The sequence below is a fragment of the Microbacterium phoenicis genome (assembly GCF_047302325.1).
Classification (GTDB): Bacteria; Actinomycetota; Actinomycetes; order Actinomycetales; family Microbacteriaceae; genus Microbacterium.
The window spans coordinates 2,465,730-2,484,124 of sequence record NZ_CP154849.1 but is presented as its reverse complement, the minus strand read 5'-3'; the positions used below and the strand labels follow the sequence as shown (position 1 = coordinate 2,484,124).

The window sequence follows — 18,395 nt, the reverse complement described above, 5'->3', positions numbered from 1 at the left end:
TCACCCGTCCGACGGGGCGCCCTCCTCGGCCGGTGCCGCCTCGACCAGGTCGTCGTGCGCCTGCTCGAACTGCGAGCGGTAGAGGCGGTAGTAGGCGCCCTGCTGCGAGATCAGCTCTTCGTGCGTGCCCTTCTCGACGATGTCGCCGTGCTCCATCACGAGAATGAGGTCGGCATCGCGGATCGTCGACAGGCGGTGCGCGATGACGAACGATGTCCGTCCCTCACGCAGCGCCGCCATCGCGTGCTGCAGCAGCAACTCGGTGCGAGTGTCGACCGACGACGTCGCCTCGTCGAGGATCAGCACCGCCGGCTGTGCGACGAACGCGCGAGCGATCGTGATGAGCTGCTTCTCTCCGGCGGACACGTTCGAGGCATCCTCGTCGAGCATCGTGTCGTACCCGTCGGGGAGGGAGCGGACGAACCGGTCCACGCGGGTCGCGACCGCGGCATCCACGACCTCGTCATCGGTCGCCGATTCGCGTCCGTATCGGATGTTCTCGCGGATGGTCCCGGCGAACAGCCACGGGTCCTGCAGCACCATGCCGGTGCGCGAGCGCACGTCATCGCGCGAGAGCTGCGCGATGTCCTGACCGTCGAGCAGGATGCGTCCGCCGTCGAGCTCGTAGAACCGCATGAGCAGGTTCACGAGCGTCGTCTTGCCGGCGCCGGTGGGGCCGACGATCGCCACGGTCTGCCCCGGCTCGACCCGGAACGACAGGTCCGTGATGAGCGGGTGCTCGGGCGCGTACGCGAACTTCACGTGCTCGAACTCGATGACACCGCGACCGTCGCCACGAGCGGGGGCGTCGGCGGCATCCGGTTCCTGCTCGTCGGCGTCGAGGAGCTCGAAGACGCGCTCGGCCGACGCGGTGCCCGACTGGACGACGGCGGCCATGCCGCCGAGCTCGGACAGCGGCTGCGTGAACTGCTGCGAGTACTGGATGAACGCCTGCACGTCGCCGAGACGCAGCTGGCCGCTGGCGACCTGCAGCCCGCCGAGCACGGCGATCCCGACATAGGTGAGGCTGCCGACGAACGTCATCGACGGCATGATCATGCCCGAGAGGAACTGCGCCTTGAACGCGGCCTGATAGAGCTCCTCGTTCTCCTCCTGGAACTTCGCGCGCGCGTCTGCCTCGCGGCCGAACACGCGGACGAGCGAGTGACCCGAGAAGGACTCCTCGACGCGGGCGTTGAGACGACCGACCTTGCGCCATTGCACGCCGAAGGCCTTCTGCGACTTCGGGCCGATGACGCCGAAGATGATCGCCATGAGGGGAAGGGCGATGAGCGCCACGATCGCGAGCTGCCACGAGATGGAGAACATCATGATGAGCACGCCCACGACCGTGAGGACGGCCGTCAGCGCTCCGGACAGGGACTGCTGCATCGTCTGCGTGATGTTGTCGATGTCATTCGTGACGCGCGAGATGAGTTCACCGCGCTGGACGCGGTCGAAGTGCGACAGCGGCAGGCGATTGAGCTTCGCTTCGACGTCTTCGCGCAGACGCCACATGGTGCGCACCATGATGACGTTGATGACGTAGCCCTGCGCCCACGTCAGGATCGCCGAGACCACGTAGATGACGAGCACCCACGTGATGATCACCCTGAGGGCGTCGAAGTCGACGCCCGAGCCGGGCGTGTAGTTCTGCATCGCAGCGACGATGTTGGCGAAGTCGTCCTGACCCTGGCTGCGGAGCGCGTCGACCGTCTGACTCTGGGTCAGTCCCGCGAAGGCCGGGTTGTCGCCGAGGGTCTTCGACAGGAAGCCCTCGAAGACGATGTTCGTCGCCTCTCCGAGCACCTTCGGAGCGATGACCGCGAGCACCACTCCGATGGCTCCGGCGACGGTGACGAGACCGAACATCCACTTGAACGGAGCCAGCAGCCCGATCATGCGGACGAAGCTCGGACCGAACTGCGACGCTTTGCCGGGCGCGACCGAATCCCACGATCCGCTGTTCAGGCGCGCCTGCTCGGCGAGCTCGGCCTCGAGCTTCTCGTCTTCGGTCATCTGCGTGTCGGGCGAGCTCATGCGTCCACTCCCAGCTGCGATTCGACGATCTCGCGGTACGTCTCGTTGGTCGCGAGGAGTTCGCTGTGCGTGCCCACGCCGACCATGCGGCCGGCGTCGAGGACCACGATCCGGTCGGCGTCCATGATCGTCGACACGCGCTGGGCGACGACGATCTTCGTCACCTCCGGGAGTTCGCGCCAGAGTGCCTGTCGTAGTCGCGCGTCGGTCGAGAGGTCGAGGGCCGAGAACGAGTCGTCGAACACGAGGATGTCGGGGCGGTGCACGATGGCGCGCGCGATCGACAGTCGCTGCCGCTGACCGCCCGAGACGTTCGTGCCTCCCTGCGCGATGCGGGCGTCGAGACCGCCCTCCATCTGCTCCACGAAGTCGCGGCCCTGCGCGATCTCCAAGGCGTGCCAGATCTCATCGTCGGTGGCATCCTCACGCCCGAAACGCAGGTTGGATGCGACGGTTCCGGTGAACAGGAAGGCCCGCTGGGGGACGAGGCCGATGCCCTTCCAGAGCTCGTCGAGATCCGCTTCGCGCACGTCGACGCCGGCGACCCTCACCGAGCCGCCGGTGACGTCGAAGAGGCGGGGGATGAGCGAGACGAGCGTCGTTTTTCCCGCGCCGGTCGAGCCGACCACGGCGACCGTCTCGCCGGGGGCGGCGGCGAAGGTCAGGCCCTCGAGCACGGGCGAGTCGGCTCCGGGGTAGGTGAAGGACACATCCTCGAACTCGACGGCGCCGGGCCGGGGGAAGTCCCGCACGGGCTGCGTGGGACGGGCGAGCCCGCCGTCGACGGCGAGGACCTCGCCGATGCGGTCGGCCGAGACGGCGGCGCGCGGGATCATGATCGTCATGAAGGTGGCCATCAGGACCCCCATGAGGATCTGGCCGATGTACTGCATGAAGGCGAACAGGGTCCCGATCTGCACGGACCCCTCGTTGACCTCGATGCCGCCGAACCAGATGACGCCGACCACCGTGACGTTGAGCACGAGCATGGCCAGCGGGAACATCAGGACGAACAGCGACCCGACCTTGCGGCCGACGACGAGGATGTCGGTGTTCGCGCCGCGGAAGCGCTCCTCCTCGATCGGCTCGCGCACGAAGGCGCGGACGACGCGGACACCGGTGAGCTGTTCGCGGAGGATCCGGTTCACGGCGTCGAGCTTGGTCTGGTAACTGCGGAACAGCGGCACCATCCGGCTGATGATGAGGATGCCGATCACCAGGAGCGCCGGCACCGAGACGCCGATCAGCCAGCTGAGGCCGACGTCCTGCTGCAGGGCCATGATGATGCCGCCGATGGCGAGCAGGGGAGCGGTGACGAGCATCGTCGCGCCCATCATCGCCAGCATCTGCACCTGCTGGACGTCGTTCGTATTGCGCGTGATGAGCGATCCGGCACCGAACTGCGTCACTTCGCGTTCGGAGAATCCGCTGACCCGCTCGAAGACGTCTCGCCGGATGTCGCGGCCGACGGCCATCGCGGCGCGGGCTGCGAAGAAGGTGGCCACGATCGAGGCGACGATCTGACCGAGAGCGATGGCGAGCATGAGCACGCCGTGCGACCAGATGTAGCCGACGTCGCCCTGGGTGACGCCCTTGTCGATGATGTCGGCGTTCAGCCGAGGGAGGTACAGCGCCGCCATGGCGGAGGCGAACTGGAAGATCAGCACGCCGATCAGCAGCCAGCGGTAGGTCCGGAGGTACCGGACCAGAAGGGTTCCGAGCATGGATCTCAGAGTGCCACTACCTGCCGACATCCGCGTCCCCCCGCGGGTGGATGTCCGCTGACGGCGTAGCCGCGCTCAGCTCGCGAGCTCGAGGAGCTCCTTGACGTGTCCGACGATCTCGCGCGGGCGGAACGGCTTCGCGACGACTTCGTTCACGCCGGCGCGGAGTGCCACCTCGCGGTCGCTGCTGTGGACGCGCGCGGTCAGCATGATGATGTGCGGCTGCCGGATATCGACGCTCCGACGGATCTCCTGAGAAGCCTGGATGCCGTCTGTCCCGGGCATCATCCAATCCATCAGGACGACCCGCGGACGGTGCTCGCGAACCCGTTCGACACCCTCGCGCCCGTTGCCCGCCCGAGCGACGGAGATCCCGGCACGCTCGAGGCTGGAGACGAGGAGCATGGCGATGTCGTCGTCGTCGTCAACCACCAGCACCGATATCGCCACCCCGGTACTCTGACACGATCCAGGGGAGCGGGGTAATCGCGGGGAGATCTATCCGAACAGCCCGCCGCCACGCTTGTCGGCCTCCAGCAGGTTCTGTTGCGCCTGCTCGTACACAGCGAGCAAAGCGTTCAGTTTCTTGACGACATCGAGGGTCTTCTTCGACGCGCTCGCCCACCCTGAATTCTTCTTGGCCTCGTGCAGATAGCGCTGGGCGGTGTAGGCAGGTGACTGGACGGACTGCCATCTACTGCCCGCATTCCCCAGCATGCGGATGAGCTCATCCGCGCGCTTCTTCTTAGCGGTCGTCGTCCCCGCGGCGTGAATCGCAGCATTCCCGCCTCTGATCTTTCCGATCGCTTCTCGCAGCGCATCGATCTCGGCCTGGTAGCCGGATGACGTCAGTCCGCTGCGAGATCCCCCGTCTTCATTCGCGCCGGTCTGATATGCGGTTCTCGTCGAGCGACTCAGCGCGTTCGCTCATGCTAGGGCACTCGATCGTCGGATGCTCAAGCCGCCTGGCTAGCCTGGGCACCATGACCGCCACCTTCACCGAGGTCACTCGGGCGTCCTGCACGCTCGAGGAGCTCTTCGAGCTGTCGCTGTCGATCGACACGCACCTGGAGTCGATGGCGCGGTCGGGCGAGCGCGCGGTCGGGGGCGTCACGAGCGGCACGATCGGCCTGGGCGAGACCGTCACGTGGCGGGCGCGCCACTTCGGGATCGTCTGGACCATGACGTCCCGGATCACGGCGCTCGAACGACCCCACCGATTCGTGGACGAGCAGGTACGCGGGCCGTTCCGGTCGTTCCGGCACGAGCACCGATTCGAGCGCGAGGGCGACGGGACGGTCATGACCGACACGATCACCCTGCGATCGCCGTTGCTCGGGTGGATCGTCGAGCCGCTGCTCCTGCGGCCCTATCTGCAGCGGCTCATCCGCTCACGAAACCGCGTCCTCGTGTCGTCGCTGGGTCGATCGAGTCCGGATCAGGTGTCCTGAGGCCGTGTTCCTGCCCGTGGACCGGGGATTTCAGCGCCGCTCGCGATAGCGTGGGATCGGTCCGCCCCCGCGGTCGGACCGTCGAAAGGAACCCATGAGCATTGGCAGCGACCCGGCACGCGCGGCTGCGCACGTTACCGGCGGAACCGCACGGTTCACGGCGGCCGACGGTGCGGAGGAGATGTTCGAGGCCGCTGACGCGGACGCGGTGCGTCGCCTCGTCGTCGATCGTGTCCGAGCGGATGCCGCGGCGACCGGCACGCCCATCGAACTGCTCACGAGCGGGGACCGAGGCGAGCACCGACTCGTCGTCGACCCCGCTGGCGACATCGACGTCGAGCTGGACGACCGCACCGTGACCCGCGCCGAGCTGCGACAGCAGGCCTGGTGGACGACCGACCCGGAGCCGGCGGACCAGGCCGAGCCGGAGGCGGCCCCGGAGTTCGAGGCAGACCCGGAGCCGGAGGCGGCCGCGGAACTCGAGGAAGAGCCGGAGCCCGAGGCGGCCCCGCTCGTCGAACCCGTCCTCGTCGCAGAGGTCCCCGCGTTCTTCCCGCCCTCGGCCGGCGACGACGGCGATGACGATGATCTCGACGAACCGGCTCCCGCCGGATGGGAACCCGCGCGCGTGACGGAGATCCCCGCTGCGGCCCCCGTAGCGGCTCCCGCTCCGGACGACGCGGCGAGCGGCGGGCCGACGACCGGGACCGACCCGGTCGAGGTCGCTCGGGCATCCTTCGCCGCGGAGGATCAGCCCGCCCCCGTCGAGGTCGCCCCGGCCGAGCCCGCTGCACCCGAGCCCGCTGCACCCGAGCCCGCTGCACCCGAGGCGTTCACGCCCGAGGCCACGACACCCGACGCGGCGCCCGCGCCAGACACGGCGTTCGAGGCATCCGCTGCTCAGGGTCCGCGCCCGTCGTTCATCGAGCCGCCCAGCGATCACCCCGCCACCGTGACCGGCTGGCGCGCGTTCTTCGTGCGCATCGGCGTTCCCATGAAGCCGTCGAGGGCAGAGGTCGAGCGCGCGGAGCGCGAGAAGGCGGTGTCGCGCCAGTGGGCGGGATGCCGCGCGATCGCCGTCGCGAACGGCAAGGGCGGCGTCGGCAAGACGATGACCACGGCCGTCCTGTCCGCGGTGTTCGCGCGGCACGGCGGCGGCAACGTCCTCGCCTGGGACAACAACGACACCCGCGGCACGCTCGGCTGGCGCACCGAACAGGGCGACTACGACACGACGATCCGCGATCTGCTGCCCGAAGCGCCGCGGCTGCTCGAGGCGACAGCATCCGTCTCGGACATCGCCCGGTTCGTCCATCACCAGTCGGTGGACCGCTACGACGTGCTGCGCTCCAACCCCGAACTGCTCGCCGCGGACCAGCGCATCACGACGGCGGACTTCGATCTGCTCGCGCAGGTCGCGGCCCGCTACTACCGCATGGTGATCTTCGACTCCGGCAACGACGAGTCTGCCGATCGCTGGCTGCGGATGATCGACTCGGCGCACCAGCTCGTCGTCCCGACGCTCGCCGCGCCCGAGTCGGCGGAATCGGCTGCGCTCCTCCTCGACGCGCTCCGCAAACGCGACGAGCACTCCCGCCGGCTCGCCGACGGCGCCGTCGTCGTCGTCGGGCAGTCCGAGCGTGCGGGAATCGGCGCCGCGCAGCGGATCGCCGCGGGCTTCGAGGGTCACGTCCGCGCGGTCGAGATCATCCCCTTCGACGACTCCCTCAAGGCGGGTCGCATCCGCTACGACGCGCTCCAGCCCCGGACGAAGGACGCCTGGATGCGCGCCGCCGCCGCGGTGGCTCAAGGACTGTAGGTTTCGCATGCGCGCGGCCACGGGGGTGATGCTCGTCCTCTCCCTGCTGGCCGGGCTCGTGCTCGTCGCAGGCCTCTTCCTCGACACGCGCGAGAGCGCTGAGGGGCGGTGCTGGAAAGACGTCCACCCGCCGGGTGTCTCGGCATCCGAGGTGGCGCTCCTCTCCGCGGAGGCGACCGCGTGGCCCGTGGGACGCCGGTGCACCTGGGCGGCGGAGTCGGGTGACGGCACCGTCGTGACGCAGACGGGGTGGGACAGGACGATCGGCTTCGTGGTCGTGAGTGCGGTTTCGGTGGGCCTGGCGGCCGTAGGCGCGATACGGCGTCGTGCCGGCGCTGTCGTTCCGCTGATCATCTGCGTCGTCGCGCTCGGGGCCGCCGCATCCTGGGCCAGATGATCAGGCGCGGATCGCTCGAGTCGGCCGTCGCTGGAGGTCGCCGCCGCAGTTCGGGCAGGCGGCATCCGCGAATCCAGCGACGCATGACGCGCACCACGTGCACTCGTACGAGCAGATGAATGCCTCGCCGCCCGCGGGCAGGGCGCGGTCGCAGGATTCGCAGGCGGGTCGCATCTCGAGCATCCTCCGACGATACGAGCGCCGGCACCGCGGGCATGATCGAACGGATGCCGGGGGTCGGAGGAATCCTGCCGCTCCGAGGCGACGGGCGTGAGAGAGGATGAGCAGATGACCGCTCCGGATCACGACACGCGGCTGATCGAGGTCGCCGCGCGGCTCAGCGTCGCCCCGGCCGGTGATTTCGTCGCCCTCCGGAAAGCTGCCGCGAAGGAGGCCGGCGATCGGGAGCTCGCCGCCGCCATCGGCCGGCTCCGCAAGCCTGTGGTCGCTGCCTGGGTGGTCAACCTCCTCGCGGCGGGCGACCCGCAGGCGCTCGCTCCGGCCGCCGACCTGGCCGGCTCCTTCCGTGAAGCGGTGGATGCCGCGGACGGGCGCGCGCTCGCCGAGCTCGCGACCCGGCGGCGCGGCATCCTTCGGGGTCTCGTCGACCGTGCCGTCGCTCTCGCCGAAGAGAACGGTGCGGACCTCGGTGCGTCGGTGCGTGCGTCGGTCGAGCAGACCCTCGACGCGGCGCTGCGGGATCCGGATGCCGCCGCTGCCGTCGCGAGCGCGCGGCTGCTGCGTCCCATCGAGGCGACCGGGATGGACGCGCCCGACCTGACGGACGCGGTGTCGGGTCCGTTCGACGCCGGCTCCGCCGCACCCGACCGTGGAGACGAACTCGCCGAGCGGCGCGCGGCGCGCGAGGCGGAGCGAGTAGCCGCAGAGGCCCGTCGTCACGCTGAGAGCGCGGAGAAGGATCTCGCTCGGGCGGAGGAACGCGTCCGGGTGGCACACGCCCGGATCTCGGAACTCGAGGAACGTCTCGCCGAGCTGGAGCGCGAACGTGCGCGCACCTCGAACGATCTCGACGCCGCTCGGGCCGAGGCGGAGCAGCTCAGCGAGACGCGTGCCGCAACCCGTGACGCTGCGCGTCGGGCGCGGAAGGCCGCCGACCGTGCGGCGACGTGATCAGCCGCGCGCGCGGAGCTGATCGAGAGCAGTGGTCGCCGTCGACCACACGAGGGTCTGAGCGACTTCCTCCGCGCGATCGTAGCGAGAGCCGGTGAGGACGACGTACACGGCTCCGACGACGTCGATGAAACCCGCGACCTCGCCACCGATCCGCACTTCATAGCGACCGTCCGCGACGAGGTCCCACTGGATGCGGGAGGCCCGAGGCGAGGCATCCGCCGGTCGACGGGTGGGCAGCGCACGCAGCGTCTCTGAATCCACGTACATGTTCCGCACCTCGTCCCTCGCACCCAGCCGACACTGATCCCAGATGACCACCATCGCCCGGGCGGCGGGGTCGGCAGAGGGGATTGACGAGGTGGTGTCGGACGGCTACACGAGGACGGGGGATGCCGCCGCGGTGCGCCGGACGGCGTCCGTCACGGTGTCGAGCAGGTCAGAGGAGAGGTTCCATCTCTGCCAGTAGAGCGGGACCTCGACGGTGTCCGCCGTGAGGATCGTCAGCGACCCGTCGGCGACGCCCGCGTCGAACTGGCCCGGGAGGAGCATCCCCCACCCGAGGCCGAGGGTGATCGCCTGCGCGAACTCCGCGGACGCGCTGATGATGTGCCGGGGCGGCTCGCGCCGTGCGCCGTGCCGACGTGCGAAGGAGCTCTGCAGAGTGTCGTGCCGGTCGAAATCGACCCGCGGCGCCGCCTCGAGCCCGGCGCGGTCCACCCCGTCGGGGAACCACCGGTCGGCGAACGCCCGAGTTGCCACCGCCGTGTAGCGCATGCGGCCGAGGGGAGAGGAGACGCACCCCGGCACGGCTTCGCGCTGCGACGTCACCGCTGCCATCACCGTGCCCGCGGCGAGCAGCTGCGCGGTGCGCTCCTGGTCCTCGCGGTGCAGTTCGAACGTCACGTCCCGCGCGTCGGTCACAGCGGCCAGGGCAGGCAGGAACCAGGTGATGAGGGAATCCGCGTTGACTGCGAGAGCGACGTGCGCGGGCCCGTCCTCGTCGCCGAGGGCACTGCGGGTCTCGTGCTCGAGAAGCTTCAGCTGACGGGCCAGGCGGACGAGCGGTTCACCGGCCGGTGTCGCGGCCACGGGTTTGGTTCTACGGAGGACCACTCGTCCGACGCGCTGCTCGATGACGCGGATCCGCTGGCTGACGGCGCTCGGAGTGATGCCCAGCTGCGCGGCTGCGCGGTCCAGCGTCCCGGCGTCGACGGCGGCGGCCAGGGTCCGCAGGTGCTCCACCGGAATGTCCACGCAGCCGAGTGTACTGAAGGACGTCTTCATATCGTGAAGAATCATTCGCTGTACTGCATGTCGCATCTTCCGTACGTTCGCTGATGTGCCTCCTGAACTCGTCGCCCTCCTCTCCGGCCTCGGCCTCTGCCTCGGACTCATCGTCTCGATCGGGGCGCAGAACGCGGTCGTCCTCCGGCAGGGACTGCGACGCGAGCACGTTGGCATCGTCGTCCTGGTCTGCGTCGTCAGCGACGCGATCCTGCAGACGATCGGTGTCGCCGGTATCGCCACCGTCGTGACGGCGCACCCGTGGCTCGAGACCGCGGCGCGGTGGGCTGGCGCGATCTTCATCGTCGGGTTCGCGGTCGTGAGTGCGCGTCGGGCCCTGCGCGGCGGCGGGAGCCTCGAGGCGGCCGCTGACGAGAAGACGACGGATGCCGCGCCCCACGGCACGCTGCTGACCCGTCCCCGCACGGCGACGCGGACGGCCACGCTTCTGACGATCCTCGCCGTCACCTGGCTGAATCCGCACGCCATCGTGGAGACGACGGTGGTGCTCGGATCCGTCGCCGCGACCCACGGCGACGCCCGCTGGTTCTTCCTCGCGGGCGGAATCGCCGCGAGCACCCTGTGGTTCGTGCTCTTCGGCTACGGCGCGCGGTACCTGGCGCCGCTCCTGCGCACCGAACGTGCGTGGCGGATCCTCGACGGCGGCATCGCGGTGATCATGGTGATCATCGCCGTGACGCTCGTCCTCGGCTAGCGCCGGGGGAGGAGACTGAAGGGGTCAGTGCGCGGCGTCGTACGCGTCGAGCACCTGCGCGGGAACGCGCCCGCGCTCCGAGACCTGGTAGCCGTTCTTCGCGGCCCACTCCCGGATCGGGGCGTAGTCGCGCTGGCCGGAGCGCTTCTGCGTCCGGCTTCCGCCCGAAGACGCCGCGGGGCGGCCCGAGCTCGCGCGGTTCGACACGCGACGGGCGGCCTCGACGTACGGCGCCAGCGCATCGCGGAGCGCGTTCGCGTTGTCGTGGGTGAGATCGATCTCGTAGGCGGTGCCGTCGACGGAGAAGAGGACGGTCTCGCCGTCGCCGACCTCGAGGACGGTGCCGTCCAGGTCATCGACGAGCTGGTGCACGATTTTGCGGGCCATGCGCTGAGCCTAGTGGTGCAGGCGGCCGCTACGGCAGCAAGCCGGCACGGCGCGCCTTCGCCACGGCAGCGTGGCGGGTGGAGGCATCCAGCTTCGCCATCGCCGCCTGCAGGTACGACTTGACCGTCCCCTCGCGCAGCGACAGCGAGGCGGCGATCTCCGCGTTCGTCGCCCCCAGGGCACAGCACGCCAGGACATCGAGCTCCCTCGGTGAGAGGGCGACGTCGAGCGACGCGTCGCCGGCTGCCGGACGGCTCATCCCCGTCAGCCTCTTCTCGACGGCGGCGATCCGGTCGCGGAGTGCGGGGTCGGAGACGGATGCCGCGATGCTCCGCAGCTCCGCGTAGCTCTCGCGCAGATCCTCCTGTGCGGCCGCGGGCAGTGCGGGCTCGCTGGGAAGGAGCGCGGCGACCCGGCGGTCGACCTCTTCGCGGACGCGCAACTCGGTCGCGAGCATGTCGGCGGCTTTGAAGGCGGGTCGGCTGACGAGGTCGCCGACGGGGCCGGGGGTCCAGGACCCGCAGTAGACGATGCCGCGGGGACGCCCCGTCACGACGACGGGAACCGCCAGCAACGTCGAGATGCCTTCGCCGAGAATGGCGCGGTCGTAGTCGTGGGTGATGGTGCGGGCCGTGCGATAGTCGAGCGCCAGGCGCGGTCGCTTCTCGAGCATCGCGGCTCCGCCGAGCCCGCGACCGGCTTCGACGACGAGTCCCTCGATGCTGCGGGTCCGGGTTCCGGCGATCGCGGTCACATGGACGGCGCCGCCTCGTTCGAGGCCGCCGAAGACGACGGGAAAGCGGGTCTGACGGGCCAGGTCGGACACGGCTCGGGAGACGAGCCGCGTGTCCGCGTCGCTCTCTGCCGACGATCCCACGCGTACCTACTTCCGGGGGTGACGGCACCTCTGCCGCCTTCGTACGGTCGAACCTACCACGCGGCTGATTCCCAGGAACGGCCGGTGAGAGCACCGTCGCTCACCCCATGAGGCAAGGAGGCCACATGTCGTCCCAGTCCCCGCACGGAGGCGTGGAAGGGAGTGCCATCGACTATGTCGCGGTCGAAGAATCGCCGCGCTTCGTCGAGCTGAAGAAGAAGCATCGCAGCGTCGTCTTCCCGCTCGCTCTGCTCTTCCTCGTCTGGTACTTCGTCTACGTCCTGCTCTCCTCCTTCGCGCCCGACTTCATGGCGCAGGAGGTCTTCGGTCACATCACCATCGGCCTGCTGCTCGGCCTCGGCCAGTTCGTCACGACGTTCGCGATCACGATGGGCTACGTCGCTTTCGCGAACCGCACGCTCGACCCAATCTCGTCCGAGATCCGCGCCGACCTCGAGAGGCAGGAAGCCCGATGAGTCCGATCCTGCTCGCCGCTGCGCCCGCGGCCGCAGCCGAGAACAACCCCGTCCTCAACATCTCGATCTTCGGCGCCTTCGTCGCGGTGACGCTGTTCATCGTCATCCGGGCGAGCCGCAACAACAAGACCGCCGCCGACTACTACGCGGCCGGTCGCTCGTTCACCGGCCCGCAGAACGGCTTCGCCATCGCCGGCGACTACCTCTCGGCGGCATCCTTCCTCGGCATCGTCGGCGCCATCGCGATCAACGGCTACGACGGCTTCCTGTACTCGATCGGCTTCCTCGTCGCGTGGCTGGTCGCGCTGCTCCTGGTCGCCGAGCTCATGCGCAACACCGGCAAATTCACGATGGCCGACGTGCTCTCGTTCCGCCTGAAGCAGCGCCCGGTGCGCCTGGCGGCCGCGATCACGACTCTCGCGGTCTGCTTCTTCTACCTGCTCGCCCAGATGGCCGGCGCGGGCGGGCTCGTCTCGCTGCTGCTCGGCATCACCGAGCAGATCGGACAGTCGATCGTCGTCGCCGTCGTCGGCGTGCTGATGATCGTCTACGTGCTGATCGGCGGCATGAAGGGCACGACCTGGGTGCAGATCGTCAAGGCGTTCCTGCTCATCGGCGGCGCCATCGTCATGACGATCTGGGTGCTCGCGATCAACGGCTTCAGTCTCGACTCGCTCCTCGAGGCCGCGGTCCAGAAGTCGACGACCGACCCGCAGGAGGCGATCCTCGGTCCGGGGCTGCAATACGGCGCCAACCCGTGGGACTTCATCTCCCTCGCGATCGCGCTGGTCCTCGGAACGGCGGGCCTGCCGCACGTCCTGATGCGCTTCTACACGGTCCCGACGGCGAAGGAAGCACGTCGCTCCGTCGTCTGGGCGATCTGGCTGATCGGTCTCTTCTACCTGCTGACGCTCGTCCTCGGCTACGGCGCCGGCGCGATCGTCGGGTCGGAGACGATCAAGGCGGCTCCCGGTGGCGTGAACTCCGCCGCGCCGCTGCTGGCGGCGGCGCTCGGCGGGCCGGTCCTGCTCGGCTTCATCTCGGCGGTCGCCTTCGCGACGATCCTCGCGGTGGTCGCGGGGCTGACGATCACGGCGGCGGCATCCTTCGCCCACGACATCTACGCGAACGTCGTGAAGAAGGGCAACGTCCCGCCGGACGGCGAGGTTAAGGTCGCCCGCCGCACGGTGATCGTGATCGGCGTTCTCGCGATCCTCGGCGGCATCGGCGTGCAGGGGCAGAACGTGGCGTTCCTCGTGGCGCTGGCCTTCGCGGTCGCCGCCTCGGCGAACCTCCCGACGATCCTGTACTCGCTGTTCTGGCGGAAGTTCACCACCCGCGGCGCGGTGTGGAGCATGTACGGCGGCCTCGCGACCGCGATCGTGCTCATCGTCCTGTCGCCGGTGTTCTGGGGCACGGAGACGAGCGTCTTCAAGAACGTCGGCACGGCGATCTGGCCGCTCAACAACCCGGGCATCGTCTCGATCCCGGTGGGCTTCTTCCTCGGCTGGCTGGGCTCCGTGACCTCGCGCAAGGCCGAGGATGCGAAGAAGGCCGCAGAGATGGAGGTCCGCTCCCTCACGGGGTACGGCGCCGAGAAGGCGGTCGACCACTAACAGAGCGGATGCCGCGACGAGGCGGGCAGGGACGGCCTACACGTCCCTGCCCGCCTCCGTCATGCGCGGCCGGCCGAACCGGCGATCCGCTCCTCGAGATCGAGGAGGAATCGCTTGTGTTCCGGCCGGCCGCCGTACTCACCGATGGACCCGTCGCTGCGGATCACTCGGTGGGCCGGCAGCACGATCGACCAGGGAGTGCGAGCGCACGCGGTCCCCACCGCGCGATGCGCCCGCGGCGCGCCGGCCGCGATCGCCACCTCGGCGTACGACGCCGTCTGGCCGTACGGCACGTCGACGATCGCCTCGAGAGCCCGTCGGGTGAAGCCCGCCGTCAGGCCCCAGTCCAGCGGAACGGTGAACTCCCGACGCTCACCCGCGAAGTACTCGTCCAGTTCCGCTGCCGCCGCGGCGGACGGGCCCTCGTCCTCGATGGGAACGGCGTGCAGCAGCATGCTGAGCCGCGCCACCTCGGCGTACGCGGGGCCGTCGAGAACCGACAACGCGGCGAGGCCCGCCTCGGTCGTCACCAGGAGGGCCTCGCCGATCGGTGTCGGGTGCACCGCGTAGGTTGCGTTCGTCATGTCCTCATCTTGGCGCGGCGGCGTCGATCGGGACCGGGGGAGCGAGGAGGCGGGGAGAACCGGTATCCGGCGTCGGTTGTGGAGGAAACGAGACGTGTGCGACAGCCGATCCGCGAAACTCGGCCGTCGATCCCGATTTCCCAGCCCGACGCGCCTAATGTTTCTCGTGTGTGGCGAGCAGAGAGCGGTGCTGTGCGCGGCGAGACGGCCGAGCAGGCTCACGCGGTGACCCCGGCGGACGTGACGCTGTTCGACCCCGAGGTCCTCGTCATGCACGCCGCAGTGCCCGAGCGGAAGCGGCTGCGCGAAGAAGCGTCGCAGCTCGGCGGCGCCTCGACGCTGCTGCACTACCGCGACGACGGCGATGCCGGCATCGACATCACCAAGGCGCACCCGGGAAGCCTGCCGCAGTTCATCACCGGGCGTCCGACGCTCCTGTCGAACATGTTCCGGGACGAGGTGGCCCTGCGCACCGCGCGGCTGGCTGCCGAGCGCATCACGTCCAAGGACGTCGAGCTGCGCACCGCCCGAGGCCTCGACACCGTCCACCTCGCGATCGGCATGGCGTCCTGGCGCATCGGCGGGGTCAGCTGCACCGCTCCCGTTCTGCTCCGCCCCCTCTCGATCCGGCGGCACCACGCGGACTTCGACCTGCGGCTCCACGGCACGTTCCACATCAACCCCGAACTCGTCACGGCGGCACGCATCCACTTCGGCGTCGACATCGACGGCGCCGCCCTCGCCGCCCTCGCCTACGACGGCGGCGTGTTCCAGCCGCAGCCGGTCATCGATCGACTCCGCGCCCTCACGGCGCACGTGCAGACCTTCACGGTGTTGCCGCGTCTGGTCGTCTCGACCTTCGCCGACGTGGCCTCCGACATGGAGCGGGATGCCGTCGACCTCGACCACCCCGTCCTCAACGCGCTCGCGGGGCACCCCGCCGACCGAGAGCGCCTCTCGTTCGTCCGTCCGCAGCCCGCAGCCGTCGGCCCCGACGACCGGACTCCCGCCGCGGATCGCCTCCTTCTCGACGCAGACGCCGAGCAGGAGGCCGTGCTCGCCCGCATCACCGAGGGCCAGTCGCTCGCCGTCCACACCCTGCCCGGCACGGGCGGCACGCAGACGGTCATCAATGCGGTCGGCGAACTCGTCCGCTCCGGAAAGCGCGTCCTGGTCGTCAGTGCCCGTCGCTCGACGCTCGACGGCGTGCGGCACCGTCTCGCCGGCATCGGCCTCCCGGGCCTCGCCGTGTCGCCGGCTCGCCTGCACCGCGACCTGATCCGTGCGATCGGTCGGAACGAGAAGGCCGAGCAGCCCAAGGTCGCCGAGGTCGATGACGCCCTCGTGCGGCTCCGCACCGTCCTCCGCGACTACCGCTCGGCTCTCACGCAGCGGCACGCCTCGGTCGGGGTATCTCCCCTCGAAGCGCTCCGCGAACTCACTCGCATCGCCGAACACGATCCGCAGCCGACCGCGACCACGCGGTTCGACCTCGCGACCGTCCAGCGACTCGCGACCCGTCGCGTCGAGGCTGCGGAGGCCCTCGCGGCATCCGCTCGCCTCGGCGAATTCCGCATCGGACCGGATGACTCTCCCTGGTATGGCGTCGCGTTCTCGACGACCGACGAGGCCCGCGCCGCGCACGCTCTGGCGGGCCGCCTGCACCGCACCGAAGTCCCGGGTCTGCTGGAGCGCGGGTACGAGCTCATCGGACAGACCCGCATGCGCCCATTCACGTCGATCGCCGAGATGGGCTCGTACGTCCAGCTGCTGCAGGGCATCCGCGCCTCGCTCGACCGCTTCAGCCCCACGATCTTCGAACGGCCGCTGACCGACCTGATCGCAGCGCACTCGTCGCGGCGCGACTCGGCGCAGATGACACCCGCCAACCGTCGCCGCCTGCGCCGGCTGTCGAAGGAGTACGTGCGCCCCGGCATGCACGTCACCGACATGCACGAAGCACTGCTCCGGGTGCAGCAGCAGCGCACCTCCTGGCAGCAGCTCGTCGACGCCGGCGTGACACCCGAGATCCCCATCGGACTCGACGACGTCGCCGCCGCGTGGCAGCGTGCCAACGCGGACCTGGGCGAGCTCGACTCGGCGCTCGGTCGCACCGAGAGCCTCGCGTCCCTCCCGATCCCGCAGCTGCTCCGCACGCTCGCGGGGCTGGCCGCGGCATCCGACGTCTTCGACAACCTCGTCGAGCGGGCTGCGCTGCGCAGCGAACTCGCCCAGCTGGGGCTCGAGCCGCTCCTCATGGAACTCTCGACGCGCCACGTGCCCGAATCCGAGGTCGCGAGCGAGTTCGAGTACGCCTGGTGGCGCTCCGCCCTCGAGGCGATGCTGCGGTCGGACCGCGCGCTGCTCGGCGCGAACACGCAGGTGCTGGACCGGCTCGAGCGCGACTTCCGTCTCGTCGACGAAGCCCACGCCTCATCGGCGGGGCCGCTCCTGTCGTCGGAGCTCGCGAAGCGGTGGCGGATCGCCATCGTCGACGAGCCGCGCGAAGCGGCATCCCTGAAGTCGGCCCTGCGCGGCGGAACGGCTTCGGCCGCAGAGCTCGTCGCCTCGGCCCCCACGCTCATGCGCGTGCTCGCCCCCGTGTGGCTCGCGTCACCCTACGAGGTTCCCAACGTTCCCGACCACCCTGACTTCGACGTCGTGATCATCGCGGATGCCGCGGCCCTCTGCCTCGCTGAGGCGACGCCCGCGCTCCGCCGCGCTCGCCAGATCGTCGTCTTCGGCGACCCCGTCACGCAGAAGCCGACCCCGTTCCGGCTCTGGTCGGGACGCGGCGACGATCTCGAAGCGCCCGAGGTGCCCTTCGACGACACGAGCGTGTTCCGCCGGCTCAGCGAGCTGATCCCGGTCGAGACACTGACTCGCAGCTACCGGGCGGGCGGCGAGGACCTCGCCGAGCTCGTCAACGACGCCTTCTACGGGGGAGCGATCAGCTCGCTGCCGTGGGCGGGTTCGTACCTCGGTCGCGGCAGCCTGAGCGTGGACTACGTCGAGGGCGGCACCGGTGCGCCGGACCCCGACACGGGAGCCGTGGAGAGCCCGGATGCCGAGGTCGCCCGCGTCGTGACGCTCGTCGTCGAACATGCGATCAATCGCCCTGCCGAATCGCTCATGGTGGTCACCGCCTCGTCGCGTCACGCCGATCGCATCCGCGCGGCCGTCGCCAGCGCCTTCGCCGGACGCTCGGATGTCGCGGACTTCGTGGGGCGCGAGACGGCCGAGCCGTTCGCCGTGCTCGGCCTCGAGGAATCAGTGGCGGAGAGCCGCGACCGCGTCATCTTCTCGCTCGGCTTCGGACTCACGAAGCACGGCCGCGTCCTCAGCGACTTCGGCGACCTCTCCACGCCGGACGGCGAGCGGCTGCTGACGGTCGGCATGACGCGTGCGCGCCGCTCCATGGTCATCGTGTCGTCGATCCGTCCCTCCGCGTTCGACGAGGGACGCCTCACGCACGGCGCCGCGACCCTGATGTCGATCCTCGGGCGTATCGCCGCCCGCGGTCGCGACGCGCGTCTCGAAGATCTCGCCGACCCGCTCACGCTCACGCTCGCTCAGCACCTGCGAAGCCTCGGTGTCTCGGTCGACGTCCACTACCGCGGCGGGCAGCTGCCGCTCGTCGCCCAGTACAAGGGCAAGGCCGTCGTCGCCGACCTCGATGGGGAGGGCACCCACGACAGTCTCCGCGAGACCCTCCGCCGCCGTCCGCAGTTGCTGCGACGCCTGGGATGGCACTACGTCCGCGTGCACGCGTTCGACGTCTACAACGATCCTTCCGCTGTTGCGCTGCGCATCGCCGGCGTCATCGGCGTGCAGCCCGAGACGCCTGCGGCGCCCGGGTCGACTCAGCCCATCGATGTCGACTGAGCGCCA

General features: G+C 69.9%; 18 protein-coding genes. 8 read left to right on the top strand and 10 right to left on the bottom strand.

The window, feature by feature from the left end; genetic code table 11:
* The 4 genes from ABCU91_RS12125 to ABCU91_RS12110 all read right to left on the bottom strand — a co-directional run bounded on the left by ABCU91_RS12125 (position 1) and on the right by ABCU91_RS12110 (position 4,481).
* Positions 1-2,040, bottom strand: a complete 2,040-nt coding sequence (locus ABCU91_RS12125; protein ID WP_413353867.1) for an ABC transporter ATP-binding protein — start codon at positions 2,038-2,040, stop codon at positions 1-3.
* On the bottom strand, positions 2,037-3,764 hold the full coding sequence (locus ABCU91_RS12120; RefSeq protein ID WP_413353866.1) for an ABC transporter ATP-binding protein: 1,728 nt from the start codon (positions 3,762-3,764) through the stop codon (positions 2,037-2,039). Before ABCU91_RS12120 ends, ABCU91_RS12125 begins: the two co-directional genes overlap by 4 nt.
* 75 nt (positions 3,765-3,839) lie before the next feature.
* Positions 3,840-4,214 (bottom strand): response regulator, encoded by a 375-nt coding sequence (locus ABCU91_RS12115; protein ID WP_406923845.1) that lies wholly within the window; start codon positions 4,212-4,214, stop codon positions 3,840-3,842.
* 48 nt (positions 4,215-4,262) lie between these two features.
* The gene (locus tag ABCU91_RS12110; protein ID WP_406923846.1) at positions 4,263-4,481 is read right to left on the bottom strand and encodes a hypothetical protein; all 219 of its coding nucleotides are present in this window, start codon (positions 4,479-4,481) and stop codon (positions 4,263-4,265) included.
* A gap of 266 nt (positions 4,482-4,747) precedes the next feature.
* Here ABCU91_RS12110 and ABCU91_RS12105 point away from each other — a divergent pair, with 266 nt between their 5' ends.
* From ABCU91_RS12105 to ABCU91_RS12095, 3 genes are all read left to right on the top strand, one after another.
* The gene (locus tag ABCU91_RS12105; protein WP_413353865.1) at positions 4,748-5,215 is read left to right on the top strand and encodes an SRPBCC family protein; all 468 of its coding nucleotides are present in this window, start codon (positions 4,748-4,750) and stop codon (positions 5,213-5,215) included.
* A 94-nt stretch (positions 5,216-5,309) separates the two neighbouring features.
* The gene (locus ABCU91_RS12100; protein WP_406923848.1) at positions 5,310-7,034 is read left to right on the top strand and encodes a ParA family protein; all 1,725 of its coding nucleotides are present in this window, start codon (positions 5,310-5,312) and stop codon (positions 7,032-7,034) included.
* A 7-nt stretch (positions 7,035-7,041) separates the two neighbouring features.
* Positions 7,042-7,431: a hypothetical protein gene (locus ABCU91_RS12095; RefSeq protein WP_413353864.1), complete on the top strand. Its 390-nt coding sequence runs from the start codon at positions 7,042-7,044 to the stop codon at positions 7,429-7,431.
* On the opposite strand, the gene ABCU91_RS12090 is transcribed toward ABCU91_RS12095, so the two are convergent.
* On the bottom strand, positions 7,432-7,605 hold the full coding sequence (locus tag ABCU91_RS12090) for a DUF1272 domain-containing protein (RefSeq protein ID WP_413355406.1): 174 nt from the start codon (positions 7,603-7,605) through the stop codon (positions 7,432-7,434). It lies immediately after the preceding gene.
* 114 nt (positions 7,606-7,719) lie between these two features.
* On the opposite strand from ABCU91_RS12090, the gene ABCU91_RS12085 reads away from it, so the two are divergent.
* Positions 7,720-8,562: a hypothetical protein gene (locus ABCU91_RS12085; protein WP_413353863.1), complete on the top strand. Its 843-nt coding sequence runs from the start codon at positions 7,720-7,722 to the stop codon at positions 8,560-8,562.
* On the opposite strand, the gene ABCU91_RS12080 is transcribed toward ABCU91_RS12085, so the two are convergent.
* Both ABCU91_RS12080 and ABCU91_RS12075 read right to left on the bottom strand, forming a co-directional pair.
* Positions 8,563-8,832: a hypothetical protein gene (locus tag ABCU91_RS12080; RefSeq protein WP_406923852.1), complete on the bottom strand. Its 270-nt coding sequence runs from the start codon at positions 8,830-8,832 to the stop codon at positions 8,563-8,565.
* 105 nt (positions 8,833-8,937) lie between these two features.
* Positions 8,938-9,819 carry a LysR family transcriptional regulator ArgP gene (locus ABCU91_RS12075; protein ID WP_413353862.1) on the bottom strand — a complete coding sequence of 294 codons (882 nt, stop codon included), beginning with the start codon at positions 9,817-9,819 and terminating at the stop codon, positions 8,938-8,940.
* 85 nt (positions 9,820-9,904) lie between these two features.
* On the opposite strand from ABCU91_RS12075, the gene ABCU91_RS12070 reads away from it, so the two are divergent.
* Positions 9,905-10,564, top strand: coding sequence for a LysE/ArgO family amino acid transporter (locus ABCU91_RS12070; protein ID WP_413353861.1), 660 nt, complete (start codon positions 9,905-9,907; stop codon positions 10,562-10,564).
* 24 nt (positions 10,565-10,588) lie between these two features.
* Here the strand turns inward: ABCU91_RS12070 and ABCU91_RS12065 are convergent, their stop codons facing one another.
* Together ABCU91_RS12065 and ABCU91_RS12060 are read right to left on the bottom strand one after the other, a co-directional pair.
* A complete protein-coding gene (locus ABCU91_RS12065) occupies positions 10,589-10,951 on the bottom strand; it encodes a histone-like nucleoid-structuring protein Lsr2 (protein WP_091355094.1) in 363 nt (120 codons plus the stop codon).
* A 28-nt stretch (positions 10,952-10,979) separates the two neighbouring features.
* Entirely contained in the window at positions 10,980-11,828 is an 849-nt protein-coding gene (locus ABCU91_RS12060) for a response regulator transcription factor (protein ID WP_406923855.1), read from the bottom strand.
* A gap of 125 nt (positions 11,829-11,953) precedes the next feature.
* Between ABCU91_RS12060 and ABCU91_RS12055 the strand changes: the two genes are divergently transcribed.
* Positions 11,954-12,304: a DUF485 domain-containing protein gene (locus ABCU91_RS12055; protein ID WP_172824671.1), complete on the top strand. Its 351-nt coding sequence runs from the start codon at positions 11,954-11,956 to the stop codon at positions 12,302-12,304.
* Positions 12,301-13,920 (top strand): cation acetate symporter, encoded by a 1,620-nt coding sequence (locus tag ABCU91_RS12050; RefSeq protein WP_413353860.1) that lies wholly within the window; start codon positions 12,301-12,303, stop codon positions 13,918-13,920. The genes ABCU91_RS12055 and ABCU91_RS12050 overlap by 4 nt, the downstream gene beginning before the upstream one ends.
* A 59-nt stretch (positions 13,921-13,979) precedes the next feature.
* On the opposite strand, the gene ABCU91_RS12045 is transcribed toward ABCU91_RS12050, so the two are convergent.
* The gene (locus ABCU91_RS12045) at positions 13,980-14,504 is read right to left on the bottom strand and encodes a methylated-DNA--[protein]-cysteine S-methyltransferase (protein WP_413353859.1); all 525 of its coding nucleotides are present in this window, start codon (positions 14,502-14,504) and stop codon (positions 13,980-13,982) included.
* A 192-nt stretch (positions 14,505-14,696) separates the two neighbouring features.
* Between ABCU91_RS12045 and ABCU91_RS12040 the strand changes: the two genes are divergently transcribed.
* A complete protein-coding gene (locus ABCU91_RS12040; protein ID WP_413353858.1) occupies positions 14,697-18,389 on the top strand; it encodes an AAA family ATPase in 3,693 nt (1,230 codons plus the stop codon).
* Positions 18,390-18,395: the final 6 nt, after the last annotated feature.